Source organism: Kyrpidia spormannii (genome assembly GCF_002804065.1).
Lineage (GTDB): Bacteria > Bacillota > Bacilli > Kyrpidiales > Kyrpidiaceae > Kyrpidia > Kyrpidia spormannii.
This window is the reverse complement of the sequence record NZ_CP024955.1, coordinates 2,715,111-2,733,813: the sequence shown is the minus strand read 5'-3', so window position 1 is coordinate 2,733,813 and position 18,703 is coordinate 2,715,111. Positions and strand designations below refer to the sequence as shown.

Sequence of the window (18,703 nt, the reverse complement as noted above, 5' to 3'; positions counted from 1 at the left end):
CCCGGGTGTTCGTAGCGTGCCTATGAGGAATGGAAACCGCTCTGGTTCGTTGCCTCCGGCTGTGTGTTCCCTGGGTTCGTAGCGTGCCTATGAGGAATGGAAACCAACACGAGGTCGAGGCCACCCTCGACCTCGGCGATGGCCGGTTCGTAGCGTGCCTATGAGGAATGGAAACAAATCACGATTCGCGCCGGAGGGTACGGCGAGGAGAAGGTTCGTAGCGTGCCTATGAGGAATGGAAACACGAAATCTATCATGTCGGCTACGGGGCAAGTTTTCGTTCGTAGCGTGCCTATGAGGAATGGAAACATTTCCGTCAGCATCTCGCGAATTTCCCCGATGCTCCCGGTTCGTAGCGTGCCTATGAGGAATGGAAACCGGCGCGGTGGACGGCGTTACATCTTGTGGAGCCGCACGTTCGTAGCGTGCCTATGAGGAATGGAAACCAGGAGTCGACACGCCGGACAGGATGTCCGCCACCACCATGTTCGTAGCGTGCCTATGAGGAATGGAAACTAAGGAAATTCAGGAGCAAAGGACACAGCTTGGGCACTGTTCGTAGCGTGCCTATGAGGAATGGAAACTTGACAATCCCACCAATCACCAATAACGGATCAAAGAGGGTTCGTAGCGTGCCTATGAGGAATGGAAACCCAATAAATCGACGATAGGACCGATAAAACCGGGATGTTCGTAGCGTGCCTATGAGGAATGGAAACCCGGCGGCGGTGTCGGTTCAGGATCCGGAGTCGGTTGTTCGTAGCGTGCCTATGAGGAATGGAAACGTGCATGCGAGAGACGAGGCTGCGCAGTTTCTCGTCCGACGTTCGTAGCGTGCCTATGAGGAATGGAAACCAGGCCCGTCGACGTCCGCGAGGAAGACGGCCTCGCTGTGGTTCGTAGCGTGCCTATGAGGAATGGAAACGCCATCCACCGTCACCCTCTCGCCATCGTCGGCGACGTTCGTAGCGTGCCTATGAGGAATGGAAACGTGCATGCGAGAGACGAGGCTGCGCAGTTTCTCGTCCGACGTTCGTAGCGTGCCTATGAGGAATGGAAACGCCATCCACCGTCACCCTCTCGCCATCGTCGGCGACGAGTTCGTAGCGTGCCTATGAGGAATGGAAACGCAACCAGGAATTCCTCCACATCAAACAGTGCCGCCAGCGTTCGTAGCGTGCCTATGAGGAATGGAAACTAAGAAGCGAGCTAACAGCGAAACATCATCCTCGGTGTTCGTAGCGTGCCTATGAGGAATGGAAACACGGTCTTTGAAGAGGTCTGCAATTCCGGACGTCTGCGTTCGTAGCGTGCCTATGAGGAATGGAAACATGTGCACGCTGAGAAGATACGCCGCATGAGCCTGATTGTTCGTAGCGTGCCTATGAGGAATGGAAACTTCCGACCGCCACGTCCGTAAAATTTCGTCGCCTGCCGGTTCGTAGCGTGCCTATGAGGAATGGAAACCTCGGGGTGCCGTGCGAGTTAGGGACGATCACGTCAAGTTCGTAGCGTGCCTATGAGGAATGGAAACTCCCCCGAGACCGTCCAGGCGCTCATCGCGCACAGGGTTCGTAGCGTGCCTATGAGGAATGGAAACACGCAAGCCGCACGATACTCGGTACCTATGGGTACTGTTCGTAGCGTGCCTATGAGGAATGGAAACGATTGCTTTCAAGACTCGAAGTTTAATTTGCATCTCGTTCGTAGCGTGCCTATGAGGAATGGAAACCTCTCCCTGGCGGGTACGCACGATGACTATATCGCTGTTCGTAGCGTGCCTATGAGGAATGGAAACGGACGCCATTTCTCCCGCCGCGATCGAACTGGTGCAAGCGGTTCGTAGCGTGCCTATGAGGAATGGAAACTTCGGCATCGTCCCCGTCTGTTCCCCAGTGTCGTTGGTGTTCGTAGCGTGCCTATGAGGAATGGAAACAGCCGAAACGCCCTTCGGGGCGTCCACCCAGGGGTGGGTTCGTAGCGTGCCTATGAGGAATGGAAACACCACTCGGGCGTACCCGGTGTCATTTGCGTGAAAAGTTCGTAGCGTGCCTATGAGGAATGGAAACGCGAGAACGTATATTCGCGGCCCAGGAGTTGCGCCCCAGTTCGTAGCGTGCCTATGAGGAATGGAAACACTGGGAATATCTGGACAGAGTAAACTGGGAATGTATGGTTCGTAGCGTGCCTATGAGGAATGGAAACCATCGAAGCTCGGATAGCCGCTTCTTGTCTGCCCGCTCGGGTTCGTAGCGTGCCTATGAGGAATGGAAACTCTTTCTAATAAAAAACTTGATCAGGCATTTATCGAAGTTCGTAGCGTGCCTATGAGGAATGGAAACGGTGTGCATCAGCTTGGAAAGCCTTTCTACTATCTAAAGGTTCGTAGCGTGCCTATGAGGAATGGAAACTTCAAAACATTATGCCAGTCATCTCCCTCCACTCTCTCCCGTTCGTAGCGTGCCTATGAGGAATGGAAACGCTTCATTCGCTTCCCGTTCATCCGGAGATTGGTTTGGCGTTCGTAGCGTGCCTATGAGGAATGGAAACTTTTCATGTTCTGTATATACGTAAAATGACGTTGGTTCGTTCGTAGCGTGCCTATGAGGAATGGAAACATGTTGGTATGGCAACAATAGCAGCAGGAAAGACATGGGTTCGTAGCGTGCCTATGAGGAATGGAAACCGACAACTCATACATATTTTTACTACGTTTTTTAAGATCAGTTCGTAGCGTGCCTATGAGGAATGGAAACGAATCTCATATCTTTCAAACTTTCGTCGTTTATCCGCGTTCGTAGCGTGCCTATGAGGAATGGAAACTAAATTTTGACTCCCTTTACAGTCAGCGCCTCGGCCAGCGTTCGTAGCGTGCCTATGAGGAATGGAAACGCCGTTCCCCGGCGACCGTATGCTACAAAGCCAGAGATAGTTCGTAGCGTGCCTATGAGGAATGGAAACACGAGGAAGAGGCGCGGGAGCTATATCCTGCGCTATTGTTCGTAGCGTGCCTATGAGGAATGGAAACCGCCATGGCTTGTACGGCATGCGGAGATCTTCCGAGTTCGTAGCGTGCCTATGAGGAATGGAAACTTGAGCCGACCTCGCGGTATGGGGTGATTTTTTGGGATGTTCGTAGCGTGCCTATGAGGAATGGAAACGCGAGGAAAAAAGGCGTCGATTTCGAGGACATCGTTGTTCGTAGCGTGCCTATGAGGAATGGAAACCGGCGGACCGCATTCGCCTCCGCCTCGATATCCGCCCAGCGTTCGTAGCGTGCCTATGAGGAATGGAAACCTTTTTCCAACCATGCCAATCGTCGTTCACGATGTCCGCCAGTTCGTAGCGTGCCTATGAGGAATGGAAACACAATATGATGCAAGCCATAGGAGTGGACTAATATGGGTTCGTAGCGTGCCTATGAGGAATGGAAACATCTTCAATTTCTTCTATATCATCTTCAGATAAATCATGGTTCGTAGCGTGCCTATGAGGAATGGAAACTCCATATAGTAAATATAGTCAACGGTCTTCCATTCAACTGTTCGTAGCGTGCCTATGAGGAATGGAAACTCGGTTGTACTACAATGCGCTTTCCACGTTTCCGCAGTTCGTAGCGTGCCTATGAGGAATGGAAACAACGTCGGTTATGAGTCATTGAACGGCATATATAAGTTCGTAGCGTGCCTATGAGGAATGGAAACCCTGGCTATCACTGGAAAAACGTTGCAGGATGTGAAGTTCGTAGCGTGCCTATGAGGAATGGAAACCCGGGGCGACATCATCGATCCAAGCGCATTCGCGGTAGTTCGTAGCGTGCCTATGAGGAATGGAAACAACTTCGTTGCGGCTGCGCTGGCGGCCATCCAGCCCGGGGGTTCGTAGCGTGCCTATGAGGAATGGAAACATCTTCCGCATCAACTCAATCTCCACCACCATCAACCCCGTTCGTAGCGTGCCTATGAGGAATGGAAACAAAGGAGGTGAAGCCGAGATGACGCAGACCGAAGCCGCGTTCGTAGCGTGCCTATGAGGAATGGAAACCAGAACCCGCCGATGGACGACGATGTCCGGGAGCTGCGTTCGTAGCGTGCCTATGAGGAATGGAAACTTCCCCCCTCTCCACAGGCTCATGCCGCCGGGCCCGGATCGTTCGTAGCGTGCCTATGAGGAATGGAAACACGCCGGCAGCGCGGCTGTGCTGACAAACAAACTCCTGGTTCGTAGCGTGCCTATGAGGAATGGAAACTACATCATTCCCCTTCTCGTGGGCGATCACTTCGGAGTTCGTAGCGTGCCTATGAGGAATGGAAACCAGCTGTGCAACGGCGCGGGGCTAGCGTAAAGGGGAGGCGATCAGAGTCACCCACCAAAATATGGATTGGCACAATTCTTGCATGTGTCCACCCATCCCCACAGCTTCCACCTTCTCCCATCTCACCCCATCCCACCACCTTCCACCCATTTCCATGCCACCCCATCCATGCCCTCCCATCTCACCCTATCCAAAAAATAGCCATATAATTTTCACACAATTAACCCCATAGGCCCATAGTCCTATCCCCCTATATTCACAATTGTATCAGCATCCCACACAATTCCATCCCTCTCCGTTTTCGCAATTGTAGCCACATCTCACACAATTCCCCTTCCTATCCCGCCCATATGTCGGCAACATGTCTCCAATATTCCCGCATCATGTTGTCCGTCTCTCATGGACTACAATTATACGTTCGCCACCCCGGGAACCGCCGCCCAAGGGGACTACCGCCGCCCCCGGCTCGCCCCCGGGGACAACCGACCGGACACCCCCCGCCCCGGGAATCCCCGTCGAATCCTCCGCCACCCCAACCTATTTCCATAATCCGTAAACCCTTCCATTTCTACCGGCCCATCTGAGGCATGAAAAAAGGGCGGGGAATATCCTCATACCCCCGCCACCGAATCGCCCCCGTCTCCGCCCGCCCCTAGCGGTCCCCCGGGGACAACCCGCCGGACATGATCCTGTCGCCCGTTTCCCCCGCCCGACCAATGGAGACCGCCCCGGGAATACCAGTCCGGTCCCCTACAGCCCAGCGATCCAGGGCGGTCCCAACAATCTCCTACGGTCCAGGGCAATCCCATGTCCCCCAGGGCAACCCGGCATGATTCTGCCACCGTCCGCCCACTCCCGGGCAATCCCACGGCATATCAATCCGCCCGCCACCGCCCCGCCCACTCCCGCCCCGTGAACCGCCGCCCAGGGCCGTCCCTGTCGCATTCGTCTCCGCCGATCTCGAGTTTTCCCGCCCCGGATAGCGGCAACATAGCGACACCCCGCCAGCATGATACCGGCAAAATAGCGGCATTCCCGTCCACTCCGCCCCGGGACACCCCAGGCCACCCCACGGCAACCCACGGCAGACCACGCCGGGAACCGCCGCCCCGGCTTACTTTCGTGCGGTGAAGTGGGAAAGGAAGAAGGAAACAAAAAGGCCGCCCCGAAGGGCGGGGAGTCATGCCCCTTCACCGTTTCGCTCTGTCCGGCATGATTGTACCCTATCTAGTGTGACTCGGACAATATGGCATAACTCCAATCTTGGGCACGGCATGCCTCCTGCCTCACACATCTGCGGTAGGCACCGAATCATCCCGTCTTCCACCCATGCCCGGGCAATCAAAGTCGCTTCATTGGTTTCCCGCATGTCTGGCACTTCGGTCCCCATATAACCACTCCCAAAGATTCCACCGTCCGCACCGTATGACATGCCAAGCATTCAAAAACCGTTCGTTTTAACGTCGGTGCTTTTACCCCTTGCAATCGGACCACCCCACTTTCACTTTATCACGGTGAAGCGTGAAAGGAAATGTCTTCATCTTTCCCGGTATTTTTCGGCGGCAATTTCCAACACATCCGCCGCATGAAGCCGTCCTGTTTTGTCCCGCCTCACCCCCTCCAGGTCCGTTTTCCTCAGTTGATACAATTTGCATGCCGCCTCAAACTTGATATTCGGACACCACCCGGTCCCGTCGAAGCGTGACACGTACCGCACCCGTTTGGTCCATATTTTCCGGTATCCGTTTTTGGTGATTTCGTTATACTTGTCCTGCGGCAGTTGAGATGCCTTTGGCAAAAATCCCGCTTGGAAAAAATATTGGTTTTGCCCGTCCGTTTGTTTAATCACCATGATTTCCCCTGTTTTCGTTAAGACCGCCAAAATCCAAGTTTTTCGTCCAACCGTTTTTTCCGCGAATACCCACAAAATATCATCCGGGCGAATCCATGCGGGTTTCCCAGGGTTGGACGTGTTGATTGCCGAGATTTTTCCATTTATCAACACGTCGATCATTTCGCGGGTTTGTCTTTTACGCTGTTCGGCCCGAATGGTTTCCACGTATTTTTTCGTTTCCGGCGTATGCACCACATATTCCACGCCGTACAATTCCATGAACGTACCGGGGAATATCTGTTTCATTTCATCCGGGTTAACTCCTTGGGTCGCCAAATAACCGACCGGGTACACCGTATTTTTCGGCGTTTCCAATGCTTTCGGTCCCCGGGCGTCTTTCTTGTTTGCCACGCTGTTTTCGATCCCGAAATGGGCCGCCATGCGTGATAACAATTTCGGCGACGGGTTCCGGGTTCCATTCATAAGTCGCTTTAATTGGTCATACGTAATTTCCAACTGCCCCGCCAATTTTCGTTTCCCCTTGGTTTCGCGGATTTTTTCCCGCAACGTGTTCCACAACTCCGCCGCCGGGTCGGGAACGGGTTCGACAGGTTTGACGCCATAATCAAGAATCGGCGTCAAGCGGTCGTCGGGCAATCCGCTTGCCTCATTTTCTTCTTCGACATACACAGTATGGGTGACTTTTCCCTGCATCCGGATTTCCTTCGCCCGGACATACGTCGGGTACAGGAGACCGGCGGTATAGGGCATGCATGGTCTTCCCCGTTCGTCGTCGTACTTCGATTCGGGATGAATCCCGTATTCCTCGAACAAAATCCGATACGTTTGCACATATACCCCGGATATGGGCGGGACTTCGATCACGTCCCCCATGATCGTATCAGGCGGGAGCGGCGGCACCGGGCGAATGTCCATCGGTTCCAAAGTCGCCCGATCCCGCCACTGCACCGTATCCCACAACCGCACGTCGTCCATATACGCCGTCACCGGCGACGGTTCCAGTCCCGACAAACATTTGTCGCGGTACTGGCAAATGGCCTTCGCATTACATGGGCCGTTTGCAATTGCCCGGTCCCGGCGGCAATAGTAGCGGTCGATTGTCTTCGGGTGGTAATCATAGAAAAACATGGGCAGGCTTTTCAATTGTTGATAAGCCACAGTCAAAAAACCGAACGGTTTCACGCTGTCCGCATAGGGTTTCCCCTTCTCCCGTTCCACCATATGGTATAACCGGGGTTTCGTAATGCTGAATTGTCCCATAATCGGGAGGTCCGCATAATCCGGGTACACTCTTTTTTGGGGGGGCGTATATCCGGGCACCGGATGATTTCGCAACACATCGTCCACCACGAATTTCCACAGGTCCCGTTCAAAATCCTCTTTGGTCATTTCCGGTTTCGGGTACGGTTGCATCAAATGTCCCAAACCGTGTTCCGTATACTTGCCCCATTCCGTTTTGCCCCGTTTTTTCAATTTTGGTTTGCGTCCCGTCCGCTTGACGAGGGTTTTCCCGTCCTGTTTCCACGTCCGCAATCTCCCCTGCACAACCGGGAATTTTCGGGTTTCCTTCCAAAATTTCAATTGCCCGCCCACCACGCGAAACAAGACATAGCGTTTCGCACTGATCGCCACCACGTAAAGCGGGCGATATTCCCCGTCGATAAAATTCACGTCCTCAAGTCCCAACAGGGATTTTTCCTTGCCCGGTTCCTGCCGGTATGGGTACAGGCATTTTAATTTCTCCGACACCTTTTTGGCTATGGCATACGGGTCTTGTTTGGTGAGGTCGTCCGTCCGCAAATCAATGACGCACATGCTGTCCGTATCGGTGAACGCATAGGTTCCGCCCTCCTGTTCGACCAAACATTGGATAATACCCAGGATCATCCTGGCACCGCCGGTAATGAGCGTTCCGATGATCGGGTTGAAATAGGTCCCGGGCCGTTCGACGGTATCCGTCCATGTTTTCACATGTTCAATCCCGTATACATCCACTTCCGTCATTTCCTTCAACTCTTCCCGGTTCAGTTCAACGAACACGCCGTAGCTGGTGCTGTTGGCGAGGATTTTCAGGCCGTACTGGATTTTATTGGCCTCCGGGTCTTTTTTCATCGCTTTGTATTTCAACCGAAGTTCGATAACCGTTTTGAAAAAATCGTCTTTTGCCGGATCAATCAAAAGGTCCGGATTCCCCAGCAGGGCGACGGGCCGCAGGGTTTCCTGTTTCCCTTCCGGGATGAACCGATAGGCCCGAAGGATTTTCGGCACTTTGCCGGTTTTCAGCTTGCAGGCCACAAGGTCGGCCAGGGTAAACCATTTCGACACCCCGCCGAGGTCCAAATAGTTGATCCCGATGTTGAACGAATTTCCGCCGTAGTCAGCTTTGGTCGGCAACCAATGTCCCGCCGGTATGACTTCGCATATCACATTCAACCGTTTGAACGTCTCTTTTTTCAGCATCTCGTCCAGGGTGAGGGTTTCCAGCCACCGGGCAACCTCTTCCCCGCACTGTTCGTATCGGATTTTGTCCGCCGTCACAAAATCCCATAATCCTTGGAGCACGAATACCGACGGGTACATGGACTGAACGTCTGTATGGCAGGCCACCGCCGGTTTCCGCCGATAATGGCACTCCGCCCGCCCGCCGCAATACGTGTCCATGACATACCCCAGGATTTCCGGCGGAAAGTCAGGGTTCTGGACGTGAAACGGTTGAATCCCCATCGCCCGGAAATAGGCTTTCCCGACACTGGCGGCACTGTACATCCGATGGGGTTCCAAGGGTTCGCCCCGGGCGTCCACCAGCGGATGACGATAAAAATCCCGCAAAGCTTCGACCGCAACTTCGAAGGTCGTGAGTGGGTCCCGGTCGGCGTACTCGATATATTCCATCGTCATTTTTCCGTGTTCGTCGGTGTCCAGTTTCGGATGCTTCACCTTGTACAGTTTCGTGGACGCCCGTTTGAGGTCCACCGACTGGGAGTGCAAGGCCCAAATCAATGTCCGCACGTCCAGGAACCGCCCTTGAAGCCCTACCCCGAATTCGTTTTTCTTCGTCTGGTTTCGCGGCGGCACAAGCCGAATGAAGGCCGCTTTCGAATTGAGGGATTGAATGGAAACCCGGTAATCGAAGTCACTTCCCGTCATGTCGAAAATGAATTCGTCCACGTGTTTGCCGTGCTGAAAGGTTTGGACATCGCAGGCTATCCGGGACACGTCGAACGGCACGTTGAAACCGACGATGACCGAACCATGTATGCAAATTTCTTTCATGAACACGTCCCGCACGAATTCATCCCAGGTCATGACCACGATGGAACCGTTTTGCCGGGCGTAGTCTTTCAGCATGCGGATTTCCTCCGACGGCAGGTCTTCGGCGTAGAAGAGAATGTGTCGTTTGAGAATCGGGGTTTCCACTTCGTCCACCCGTTTCAGCACGTTCCCCGACTCGTACACCCGGGCGAAACCAAACCGCAACTTTTGGATACTGTCCCTTGTGGTTTCCGTGTCAAATACGAGCATCCGATACCCGAACGGGTGGGTTTCCTCCGCATTCCACTCGTTCCAGTCCCGGCGGGGTTTCGTTTTGTTGTCCTGCTCCCCGCCCCGAATGACCGTATAGGCCCGGGTGCTGATCGAAAGCCCTTCCCGGATTCCTTTGGGTTTCGTCTCAGTTTTCTTCGGCATCATGATTCTCTCCCGATTTCATCCAGCTTGTCAGCGATCATCCCAGCCAGCATCCGCAACCGGTCCCCCAGGGCGTCCGCCATGAGAATGAGTCCGGCCACTTCTTTCCGGCGGGAGTCTTTCAACCGTTTCAGGTCGTCCAGTCCCGCCACCTGTTTCGCCGTGACCACGGCATGGCAGTTCCGGCACAAAAGCACGGTCGGTCCCCGGTGATTCCCTTCGACATGATGGATTTCCAATGTGTGCGGGTTTCGTTCGCCGCAAAGAAAACATTCCGGGGCCGGGGATTTCAGCCGTATCCGCCGCCGGGCCGTCATGTCGTCATAGTTCCATCCGAGGCTTTCCCAACTCATGTTTGTTCGCCCTCCCGCACGGCGGACAGCCGCACCCCGTCCCAAAAGGCCCGTTCGACCGTCGCTTTTTCCTGCCGGACTCGTTTCAAATAGGAGTCCGGTGCCCGGGTGCCCATGAGTTCATAGACCGTGACCAACGGGTGACGGCTGGTGACACGGCGAATGCGGTCCATAACCTGCCGATGCCCGGCGTCCGTCCAGTCCCCGTCCCAAAAGACCATGACCGGCACCCCGGGCAGGTTCAGCCCTTCCCGACCGGCGGCGTTCACCACCAAAAGCACGTCCAGTTCCCCGGCATTGGCACGTCGGACAGCCTCGTCCCGCTTTTTCGCCGGGACATTTCCGGAAATGATCCCCACCCGTTTCCCGCCGTCCTGAAGCCGTTCGGACAACCGGCGGGCCACCGTCTCAAAAGACGTTACGATCATGACCGAGTTCCCGGCATGGGTTTCAAGCAGGGACAAGAGCAATTCATACCGGGCCGTGTTTTTGTCCGGGTCCGCATAGGCTACCCGCCAGTTAGTAAGTTCCTCCAAACGGCAGTCGGATTCCGCCTTTTCGACTGTGATAGGGTCCTCATGGAATTCGACACAGCGGATGTAGAGTGTCGGTTTCAAATGATCCGCCGTCATGCGAAGGGTGACGGGTGCCAGCATCCGGTGAAGCCGTTCCAGGGCGTCGTCCTGGGGTTCCCAAATGTCGATTTCATCCCCATATTCCGTCGTGATCGTATACGCAAGATATTCGAATTCTTGGCGGAAATCCGCCAGGGTTCCCCGCCACACGTTCAACAGGGTGACAGTCGGGAACAGGTCTTCGACATCGTTCATGATCGGGGTTCCCGTGGACAGCCACACGCCGGATTTTCGTAATTTCCACAAAGTCCATGTCCGTTTTGCCCGTGGATTCGTAATCAAGTGCGATTCGTCTACAATCAACTGCACGGGTTTTGCCAAAATTCGATTTACGGTTTCGACCAATGCCGTAATCGTTTCAAAAGACATGAGCAAAATACCGGAATGGCATTCATTGAATTCGGAAATACTGGAAACGGAACCATTTGATTTTGTTCCGCGAACAACCCAAGCCGAAATATTTTCCACGTCGCATTCATTTTTCCAATGGGATAACAGCGCGGCTTTCGTGACGACAATGGCTTTCGGGACCGGCAATAATTGCACGGAATTAATGAGGATTTTCGTTTTTCCAAGACCCATGTCATAGGCAAGCAATGCAAATTTCATTTTTCGCAGGGTTTCGATGGCTATTTTTTGGTGTTCCATCGGCGGACGATTTTTATTTTGCCCGCATGTTGTCGTCGTGTTATAATGCTGATGTAAGGCTTTATTCATTAGGCAGGCACCTCCGCGACGTAAATGGATTCGCCGAAACGCAGTTCACCGGATAGTTGAAGCCAATAAATGTCACCTTCGATGTCGGTATTGAACCGGTGTTTTTGCCCAGAAACATCGGTCCATGTTTTCCGGTTGTATTTCCGCTTGAATTCCTTTACGGTTTGTTCGTCTTTCGCGTTTAACGCATTATGGAGATCATTCCAATACGTCCCGATTTTGCTACGTTCTTTGAAGTTTTTAGGTTGTACACCGCTGGTCTTTCCGTCTTCCGTTATCATCCACATGCGAGGGCCAGTTGGTTTCCCGTGTCCCCGCAACTCGGAAAGGGTTGCCTTGGGATACCGGGCATGTGCCCGGGCGATTCGTTTGAAATACGCCGAATTCGTGTTCTTTTGGGCCACCGCCCAGTCTTCAAAGGTTTGGTATTTTGGAGCAAACCAACCGGGTTTTGTTTTAGCCATGCGTCACACCTGCCTTTCCATATCCCAAGAAACTCACAATCCAATATCATTGAAAAAATTGCTTTGTGAGTTCGCGGGTTCTTTTTTCCTTCCCGGTTAATGGAGGGCCGATTTTAGACAACCGACTCATAAATTGATGGATGAGCTTTTTGTTTGCAGTAGACTTAAAGGGTAGAATTCCGCTTTCATCCACCCAAACTTCTTCATGAACAGGAATCTTGTCCAATGTAGCTACAAGCCGTAATGGGTTGTCTGAGGTCACAATGTCAATCCCAGATTTTTGGACGATAATTGCATGCCCATTTCCACATTCGCAACCGCACACTGTAATAAACGCCCGGTTCATTTCATTGGCGAGTATATTCCACGCCGCAGGATAGGAAATTAAGTGTCCGCAGGCCGCTTTGATTCGCGTAACGCCGCCCGTTTGTGGTTTTTTCTTGGGTTTACTCAATTTGATTTCCTCCCCTTCAATCGTTGGTGGTAGATTTTCACCAATTCATCCCGGGTGGCGTCCGGGTATTTTTTTTCATGCAGGACGATCATGTCCCGGACATAAGCATCCTCCGCTCTTCCCGGTCCCGCTTTTGCGTCTTCATGATTTCGTTCATGAGTTCCCGCATGCGGTTCCCGTGAACACATTTCATGCACTGTGGATATTCCTGGTGTTCGCACGGGTCGCACTCGTCCAGCATCCGGCAGAGTTTCCTCCGCATGGCATGAAGCTGAATTCGCGTCGCCGTCCATTCCATCCGCATCCCTCCCCGTCTATCGCCGTCGCCTGCTGAATGCTTGCAAGCCAAGGTGAATGACAGCGATCATAGACGTAATTTCAACGATGATCCCCGCCACGTGTTGACTCATGATTCGCTCGCCTCCCAATGATTCATGCGTTCTTTGTACCGGCGATATTTTTCCGCATAGGCTTCGGCATCCTCTTTTTTCCAAAGATAGAGTTTCGACATCTTGACAGCCGGTTCCGGCGGTTTCGGTCCTTTGAAGTTTCCACGTTGAATTTGTCGAAACCACGGAACGGACACCCCCAAGAGCCTAGCGAATTCGTTGGTTGTCACATATTCTTCGTTGAACGTGTTCATATGTGGATCATTCCTTTCTCGTAGTTTGGTGTCACTCTATCACGCTAGCATACTTTTGTCAATAGTTACCTATTATGGAGTTTTCAACTTACAATGCTAAAGTATTTCATTGTTAGTTGAAAATATAAACTTTGTGTGCTATGCCATAGCGCGGTAAGTTGAAACTATGAATTTCGGATTATGGCATGGTTTCCTCCCCTTTTTTCGGCGGTTCCCCGATATGCGTAAACCCGCCATTGATCCATTCCTGCAATTTTTGTTCGTACCGCCGCCGCCGCTGGTATCCCCGGTCTTTCGAAGACTCCACCGGCGGCACCCGGTCGCCCGGGACAATATGGGATTCCGCATGTGCCCAAATGAATTTCCGCCGGTTCGGTTGCGGCACCGTCGGCCAGTCGGGGACGGCCAGGCCGCACCGTGGGCATTTCCAGTAGACCGCGAATCTCTCCATGTTCGGGTTCACCCCCCGTCTTCCATGCTAACGTTACAATGCACCTTCCAATCGGGACATAATATGTCCCACTTTCAAAAAAACCAGTTATATCAAGGATTCACGGGCATAAAACTTTTTTTGGATAACGAGAAAACCCGCTTGACACGTTTTTGCTTACACGTTACAATGTGAATATATTTCATTGTTCAAAAGGGGCGAAAATCCGCATGGTTAAAGGAAAAACGAGACGGAAAACAGTAAAAGCGGTATTAAAATCCCCCATCCTTCCCGAGTACTCCCGAAAACTGTTGACCGAAAGCCGCCCGACAAACGTTTTTGGGTTCGAAGGCAACCGACGGTTGTTCATGAGATGGGCGAACCTGGGAATCATAGAAAGCCCGATTCGGCATATTCGGCATGGGCGGAAGGGCGTGGACGCTATCGAATCCGCCGAAACCGCCGCCCGGCTGTCCATTTTGGCGGATTATTACCAATGGCGGGCAGACGATACCCCACCCTATCTGTCGAAAGCCCTGGGAGACGGGGCGTATGCGGTGATTCTGGCCTTGCATGGCGGATTTCCGTTGACTGACGCCGGATGGGAATTGATGATGCAAACCATTGTTTCGATGCTTGAAAAACGGTATGAAAAGATGAAACATGATATGGAATATCCACCGCTTATTGCTAATGATCCGGGAGAAACTCGGGATATGGACGAATTGGTTCAATATGTCGCCGAACATCGTACACAGGGAAAGACGGCAAAAAAGATGCAGGAGCAATTAAACGAATTCCCAATTGAAACTATATGGGAAAAAGATTTCGACCGGTTTACCGGTGAATATTTGACCGGGAATTTCGAACAAATTGCGGCATTGACCGGGGAAACGACGGAAAAAATCAAGCAGGACGTAAAAAAAGAGGGTTTAACTGTGTTTCAAAAGATTGCCAAACTGGAAACGCCGGACGAATTGATACGATTCCTTGGAAAACTGCCGTTACGCGAATGGAAATTATACATGGAAGATATTGTCACTAATTCGATCTTGTCTTTATGGCTTGGGCATCCGCTTGCGAAACAGACAGCAGGGGTGATTTTCCAAACGTTCAATGAGGACATTACAGAATTCGAAAATTATGTTTGGACGTTATTTGTGATGGATTCCACCCGTCGGGCACTTAACCGCACCGACCGCCGGGCGTATGAAAAAGGGAGAAAACGCATGGGGTTCACGCGAGAAAAGGTATGGGAGACATACCGCCGCATGGCATTGGAACGCATTCAATTTCCTGAACCGGAAACGGGGGAATGACCATGCGTATCTACAGGGCCGTGGGCATGGTGGGGTTGAGCGTGGAACGCGGGAATCTAGTGGTCACGGAACGGTTCGGATCGAAGTTCAACCGCCGGACGGTATTTGAAGCAAGCCGCCCGGACGTGGACCACATCATCGTTTCCTGCTGGGGCGGTTCCCTCTCGTTCGACGTGTTTGAATGGCTGAACCGGCACGGGGTGGCGTTCACGGTGATTGACGAACACGCGGAAATACAGGCCGAAGTCATTCCCGCCGGGCATGTGTCCGCCCACACGAAAGCTCGGCAGGCCCGAATGGGCGAATGGGAACGGTTGGCCCTGGCCCGGCCCATGATCGAAGCCAAAATTGCGGGCGAATGGAGGGTACTCCAGTGGCTTGCACAGGCCGGTATCATTGAGGAATGTCCGGCGGTCCCCGTCGAAGCGGAACCGGACAGCTTGGACGCCCTGCGGTTGGTGGAAGCCCGGGCGGCGGCGGTCTACTGGGGTTGTGTCGCTGGTATCCCGATTCGGTTTGACCGCCCGTCTCGGGTTCCGTCCCGTGACTGGCAGACCGTCGGCCCCCGCTCGTCCCCGAAGACGGGGACACCACGGCGAGCGGTGTCACCGTTTCACGCCACGCTGAACTATGCCTATACGATTCTCGCCGGTCTCGCCCGGCGGGTGATCGTCGAATACCGGATAGACCCGGACATTCCCCTGCTTCATGCGTACCACGCCACCCGCCCGTCACTGGTCTATGATGTGGTGGAACCGGTTCGCCCGATCATTGACCGGGCGGTGTTTTCCGCATTCATGAAACCGGGTGAACCGGGATTATACGCCCGCGTGGAATCCTTCATCTACAAATCGGACGGAACATGCGTCTTAAACCCGGATTTTGCCCGGCAGTGGCATGACCGGGTGGCGACGAAAGAGGTCCGGGGACGGTTTGAACGTATTGTCGAACCATTGGCGGAGGTCTTGAAATCGCCCGCCGCACCGCCTGCCGTACCGACGACAGTACGCATAAAACGCCCGGACGGTTTGGAGTTTTTGCCCGTTCCGATCCGGGAGTATGAACAGAAGGATGCCAAAAATGAAAGCAAGCCGGGTACCGCCCGCATATGTGCGGCAAGCGACTGCGACCGCGAATTTATCCCAAACAACCCGAAACAAATGTACTGTTCCTACCGGTGCCGGGACCGGGAGAAACAGCGGCGGTACCGGAAAGAGCGGGAGAAGGCAGGGCGGTGTATCCAGTGCGGCGGGCCGATGGATTATCCGACTACGATGCACCACAACAAGACAAGCCCGAAATACTGTTCGAAGTGCCAGGAGTATTTTCGGACGAAATACCGGCGGCACCGGGCGGGCGGTTAATCCCCGTCCGGGTGCCTTGGATGTGACAACATAATTATCAGCCAGAGAGGATTGTCGGTTTAATTGTCGTATCTATCTTATGTGGTACGGACATCGAGAATTTAGTTAACAGAGAAGAGAGGGAATGGGCAGTAAATGGATGATTTTATCCTTTGGTCGCACACCGCTGATGTCATATACATCATCCTGTTTGCTCTTGCTCTATATCTAATGTTTGAAACACCAATCATTTTGGGGAGGAAACGAAAAATGAGCAAAGGACGTTTGGCAAAGGCGTTAGGTTTCTTAGGGGTTGAAAGTTTGGAACAAAATTCTTTTGAAATCGCCCATGATGACTCCAAAACATGGTATATTACAATCTTACCAGAGGGAGATTATGCTTTATGGAATAATAAAGAAACTGACCCCAATTTAGTGATGTACTTTGATACTCCTGACGAGGTGATAGAATACTTGCATAGATGGAAAAAAGAAAATGATCCTATGGACCATTTGATCATTGAAAGTATGTACAAGAAATAACCAATTCTCATTTTCTTCACGCCCCGTAGAGGCCAAGAAAAATCGTCGGAAGTAAATAAACGCTGGCAATGTTTCCAGTAAACATCCTGCCGGTCACAGATCTTGGAATAAGATTTTCTATTACGGCGATTGATTCTTACTGGTATCGTTGCCTAGTTGATTAAATAAACTTGTAATTAGTTCAGGGGTTATTTCATCTAAACTATAATTATTTAAGTTTAGTTCAGTTCGATCATCATATCGAATTATTTTAATCTCTTTTCCCGTATACTTCACCTTTCTAAGTGACAAATATGTCTGATACAGCCACTCAAGATGCTGTAAAATGTTCAATCCGAATATAGTATAGTCTATCCAGTTTTGTGATTTCCATACAAGTACGTCGATAGAATCTGGTTTATCCTTATAAATTCCTTCAGCCTGTTCACGAGGAACGAGAAATAAAATATCGTACTTCTCCAAATGTCTTACCTCCTCATTGGGAATGTGAGACCTGTAAATATCGGCAAGTTTAAGATGTCAATCTTGGTTGATTTCCGTAACTCCATAAACATATTACCCCAAAAAGGGCTCTAGAATCTAGTCCAGGTCTAAACGATAGTTTTAGTGGGTTTAATCCCCTTACCTCCCCCGGCACCGGCTGGATTTTTTTCTTTTGCCCTCTTCCTTTCCCACTTCACCGCACGAAAGTAAGCCGGGGCGGCGGTTCCCGGCGTGGTCTGCCGTGGGTTGCCGTGGGGTGGCCTGGGGTGTCCCGGGGCGGAGTGGACGGGAATGCCGCTATTTTGCCGGTATCATGCTGGCGGGGTGTCGCTATGTTGCCGCTATCCGGGGCGGGAAAACTCGAGATCGGCGGAGACGAATGCGACAGGGACGGCCCTGGGCGGCGGTTCACGGGGCGGGAGTGGGCGGGGCGGTGGCGGGCGGATTGATATGCCGTGGGATTGCCCGGGAGTGGGCGGACGGTGGCAGAATCATGCCGGGTTGCCCTGGGGGACATGGGATTGCCCTGGACCGTAGGAGATTGTTGGGACCGCCCTGGATCGCTGGGCTGTAGGGGACCGGACTGGTATTCCCGGGGCGGTCTCCATTGGTCGGGCGGGGGAAACGGGCGACAGGATCATGTCCGGCGGGTTGTCCCCGGGGGACCGCTAGGGGCGGGCGGAGACGGGGGCGATTCGGTGGCGGGGGTATGAGGATATTCCCCGCCCTTTTTTCATGCCTCAGATGGGCCGGTAGAAATGGAAGGGTTTACGGATTATGGAAATAGGTTGGGGTGGCGGAGGATTCGACGGGGATTCCCGGGGCGGGGGGTGTCCGGTCGGTTGTCCCCGGGGGCGAGCCGGGGGCGGCGGTAGTCCCCTTGGGCGGCGGTTCCCGGGGTGGCGAACGTATAATTGTAGTCCATGAGAGACGGACAACATGATGCGGGAATATTGGAGACATGTTGCCGACATATGGGCGGGATAGGAAGGGGAATTGTGTGAGATGTGGCTACAATTGCGAAAACGGAGAGGGATGGAATTGTGTGGGATGCTGATACAATTGTGAATATAGGGGGATAGGACTATGGGCCTATGGGGTTAATTGTGTGAAAATTATATGGCTATTTTTTGGATAGGGTGAGATGGGAGGGCATGGATGGGGTGGCATGGAAATGGGTGGAAGGTGGTGGGATGGGGTGAGATGGGAGAAGGTGGAAGCTGTGGGGATGGGTGGACACATGCAAGAATTGTGCCAATCCATATTTTGGTGGGTGACTCTGATCGCCTCCCCTTTACGCTAGCCCCCTGTGCAACGGCGCCGTGTACGACGAGGACAAGCGGGTTCGTAGCGTGCCTATGAGGAATGGAAACTCAGGACCCCGGGATCAGGATGACTGGAACGCCGGCGTTCGTAGCGTGCCTATGAGGAATGGAAACGAGACCCGCAGTTTTCCTCGGAG

Annotated in this window: 13 protein-coding genes and 2 CRISPR repeat arrays (2 of these 15 only partly in view); of the genes, 4 read left to right on the top strand and 9 right to left on the bottom strand. The window is 52.9% G+C overall.

From position 1 onward, the window contains the following. A CRISPR array of direct repeats spans positions 1-4,315; the repeat unit is 30 nt; unit sequence GTTCGTAGCGTGCCTATGAGGAATGGAAAC; it reaches 5,222 nt to the left of the window's first position. 750 nt (positions 4,316-5,065) lie between these two features. The 8 genes from CVV65_RS16590 to CVV65_RS13570 form a co-directional block, all read right to left on the bottom strand. Then, positions 5,066-5,383, bottom strand: coding sequence for a hypothetical protein (locus CVV65_RS16590; RefSeq protein ID WP_133121310.1), 318 nt, complete (start codon positions 5,381-5,383; stop codon positions 5,066-5,068). A 469-nt stretch (positions 5,384-5,852) separates the two neighbouring features. Further along, positions 5,853-9,857, bottom strand: a complete 4,005-nt coding sequence (locus CVV65_RS13605) for a hypothetical protein (RefSeq protein WP_100668593.1) — start codon at positions 9,855-9,857, stop codon at positions 5,853-5,855. Then, on the bottom strand, positions 9,857-10,210 hold the full coding sequence (locus tag CVV65_RS13600; RefSeq protein ID WP_100668592.1) for an HNH endonuclease: 354 nt from the start codon (positions 10,208-10,210) through the stop codon (positions 9,857-9,859). Before CVV65_RS13600 ends, CVV65_RS13605 begins: the two co-directional genes overlap by 1 nt. Next, a complete protein-coding gene (locus CVV65_RS13595; protein ID WP_100668591.1) occupies positions 10,207-11,562 on the bottom strand; it encodes an SNF2-related protein in 1,356 nt (451 codons plus the stop codon). Before CVV65_RS13595 ends, CVV65_RS13600 begins: the two co-directional genes overlap by 4 nt. Next, a complete protein-coding gene (locus CVV65_RS13590) occupies positions 11,562-12,026 on the bottom strand; it encodes a hypothetical protein (RefSeq protein ID WP_100668590.1) in 465 nt (154 codons plus the stop codon). The genes CVV65_RS13595 and CVV65_RS13590 overlap by 1 nt, the downstream gene beginning before the upstream one ends. Positions 12,027-12,072: 46 nt before the next feature. Next, positions 12,073-12,480: a hypothetical protein gene (locus CVV65_RS13585; protein ID WP_100668589.1), complete on the bottom strand. Its 408-nt coding sequence runs from the start codon at positions 12,478-12,480 to the stop codon at positions 12,073-12,075. Between the two features lie 88 nt (positions 12,481-12,568). Then, positions 12,569-12,778 carry a hypothetical protein gene (locus tag CVV65_RS13580; protein ID WP_100668588.1) on the bottom strand — a complete coding sequence of 70 codons (210 nt, stop codon included), beginning with the start codon at positions 12,776-12,778 and terminating at the stop codon, positions 12,569-12,571. 523 nt (positions 12,779-13,301) lie between these two features. Then, a complete protein-coding gene (locus CVV65_RS13570) occupies positions 13,302-13,574 on the bottom strand; it encodes a hypothetical protein (RefSeq protein WP_133121312.1) in 273 nt (90 codons plus the stop codon). Between the two features lie 209 nt (positions 13,575-13,783). On the opposite strand from CVV65_RS13570, the gene CVV65_RS13565 reads away from it, so the two are divergent. From CVV65_RS13565 to CVV65_RS13555, 3 genes are all read left to right on the top strand, one after another. Further along, positions 13,784-14,872, top strand: a complete 1,089-nt coding sequence (locus tag CVV65_RS13565; RefSeq protein WP_100668585.1) for a hypothetical protein — start codon at positions 13,784-13,786, stop codon at positions 14,870-14,872. A 2-nt stretch (positions 14,873-14,874) separates the two neighbouring features. Then, on the top strand, positions 14,875-16,236 hold the full coding sequence (locus CVV65_RS13560) for a CRISPR-associated endonuclease Cas1 (protein ID WP_157935531.1): 1,362 nt from the start codon (positions 14,875-14,877) through the stop codon (positions 16,234-16,236). 249 nt (positions 16,237-16,485) lie between these two features. Next, on the top strand, positions 16,486-16,758 hold the full coding sequence (locus tag CVV65_RS13555) for a hypothetical protein (protein WP_133121311.1): 273 nt from the start codon (positions 16,486-16,488) through the stop codon (positions 16,756-16,758). Between the two features lie 120 nt (positions 16,759-16,878). On the opposite strand, the gene CVV65_RS13550 is transcribed toward CVV65_RS13555, so the two are convergent. After that, a complete protein-coding gene (locus CVV65_RS13550) occupies positions 16,879-17,220 on the bottom strand; it encodes a hypothetical protein (RefSeq protein ID WP_100668582.1) in 342 nt (113 codons plus the stop codon). Positions 17,221-17,497: 277 nt separating this feature from the next. Between CVV65_RS13550 and CVV65_RS16585 the strand changes: the two genes are divergently transcribed. After that, entirely contained in the window at positions 17,498-17,815 is a 318-nt protein-coding gene (locus CVV65_RS16585) for a hypothetical protein (protein ID WP_133121310.1), read from the top strand. A gap of 769 nt (positions 17,816-18,584) precedes the next feature. Next, positions 18,585-18,703: a CRISPR direct-repeat array (repeat unit 30 nt; unit sequence GTTCGTAGCGTGCCTATGAGGAATGGAAAC) (it continues 251 nt past the right edge of the window).

Bases quoted from the DNA above. Each gene is read 5' to 3' on its own strand.
- CVV65_RS13605 (WP_100668593.1), bottom strand. From the start codon at position 9,857: ATGCCGAAGAAAACTGAGACGAAACCCAAAGGAATCCGGGAAGGGCTT.
- CVV65_RS13600 (WP_100668592.1), bottom strand. From the start codon at position 10,210: ATGAGTTGGGAAAGCCTCGGATGGAACTATGACGACATGACGGCCCGG.
- CVV65_RS13595 (WP_100668591.1), bottom strand. From the start codon at position 11,562: ATGAATAAAGCCTTACATCAGCATTATAACACGACGACAACATGCGGG.
- CVV65_RS13590 (WP_100668590.1), bottom strand. From the start codon at position 12,026: ATGGCTAAAACAAAACCCGGTTGGTTTGCTCCAAAATACCAAACCTTT.
- CVV65_RS13580 (WP_100668588.1), bottom strand. From the start codon at position 12,778: ATGGAATGGACGGCGACGCGAATTCAGCTTCATGCCATGCGGAGGAAA.
- CVV65_RS13570 (WP_133121312.1), bottom strand. From the start codon at position 13,574: ATGGAGAGATTCGCGGTCTACTGGAAATGCCCACGGTGCGGCCTGGCC.
- CVV65_RS13565 (WP_100668585.1), top strand. From the start codon at position 13,784: ATGGTTAAAGGAAAAACGAGACGGAAAACAGTAAAAGCGGTATTAAAA.
- CVV65_RS13560 (WP_157935531.1), top strand. From the start codon at position 14,875: ATGCGTATCTACAGGGCCGTGGGCATGGTGGGGTTGAGCGTGGAACGC.
- CVV65_RS13555 (WP_133121311.1), top strand. From the start codon at position 16,486: ATGAGCAAAGGACGTTTGGCAAAGGCGTTAGGTTTCTTAGGGGTTGAA.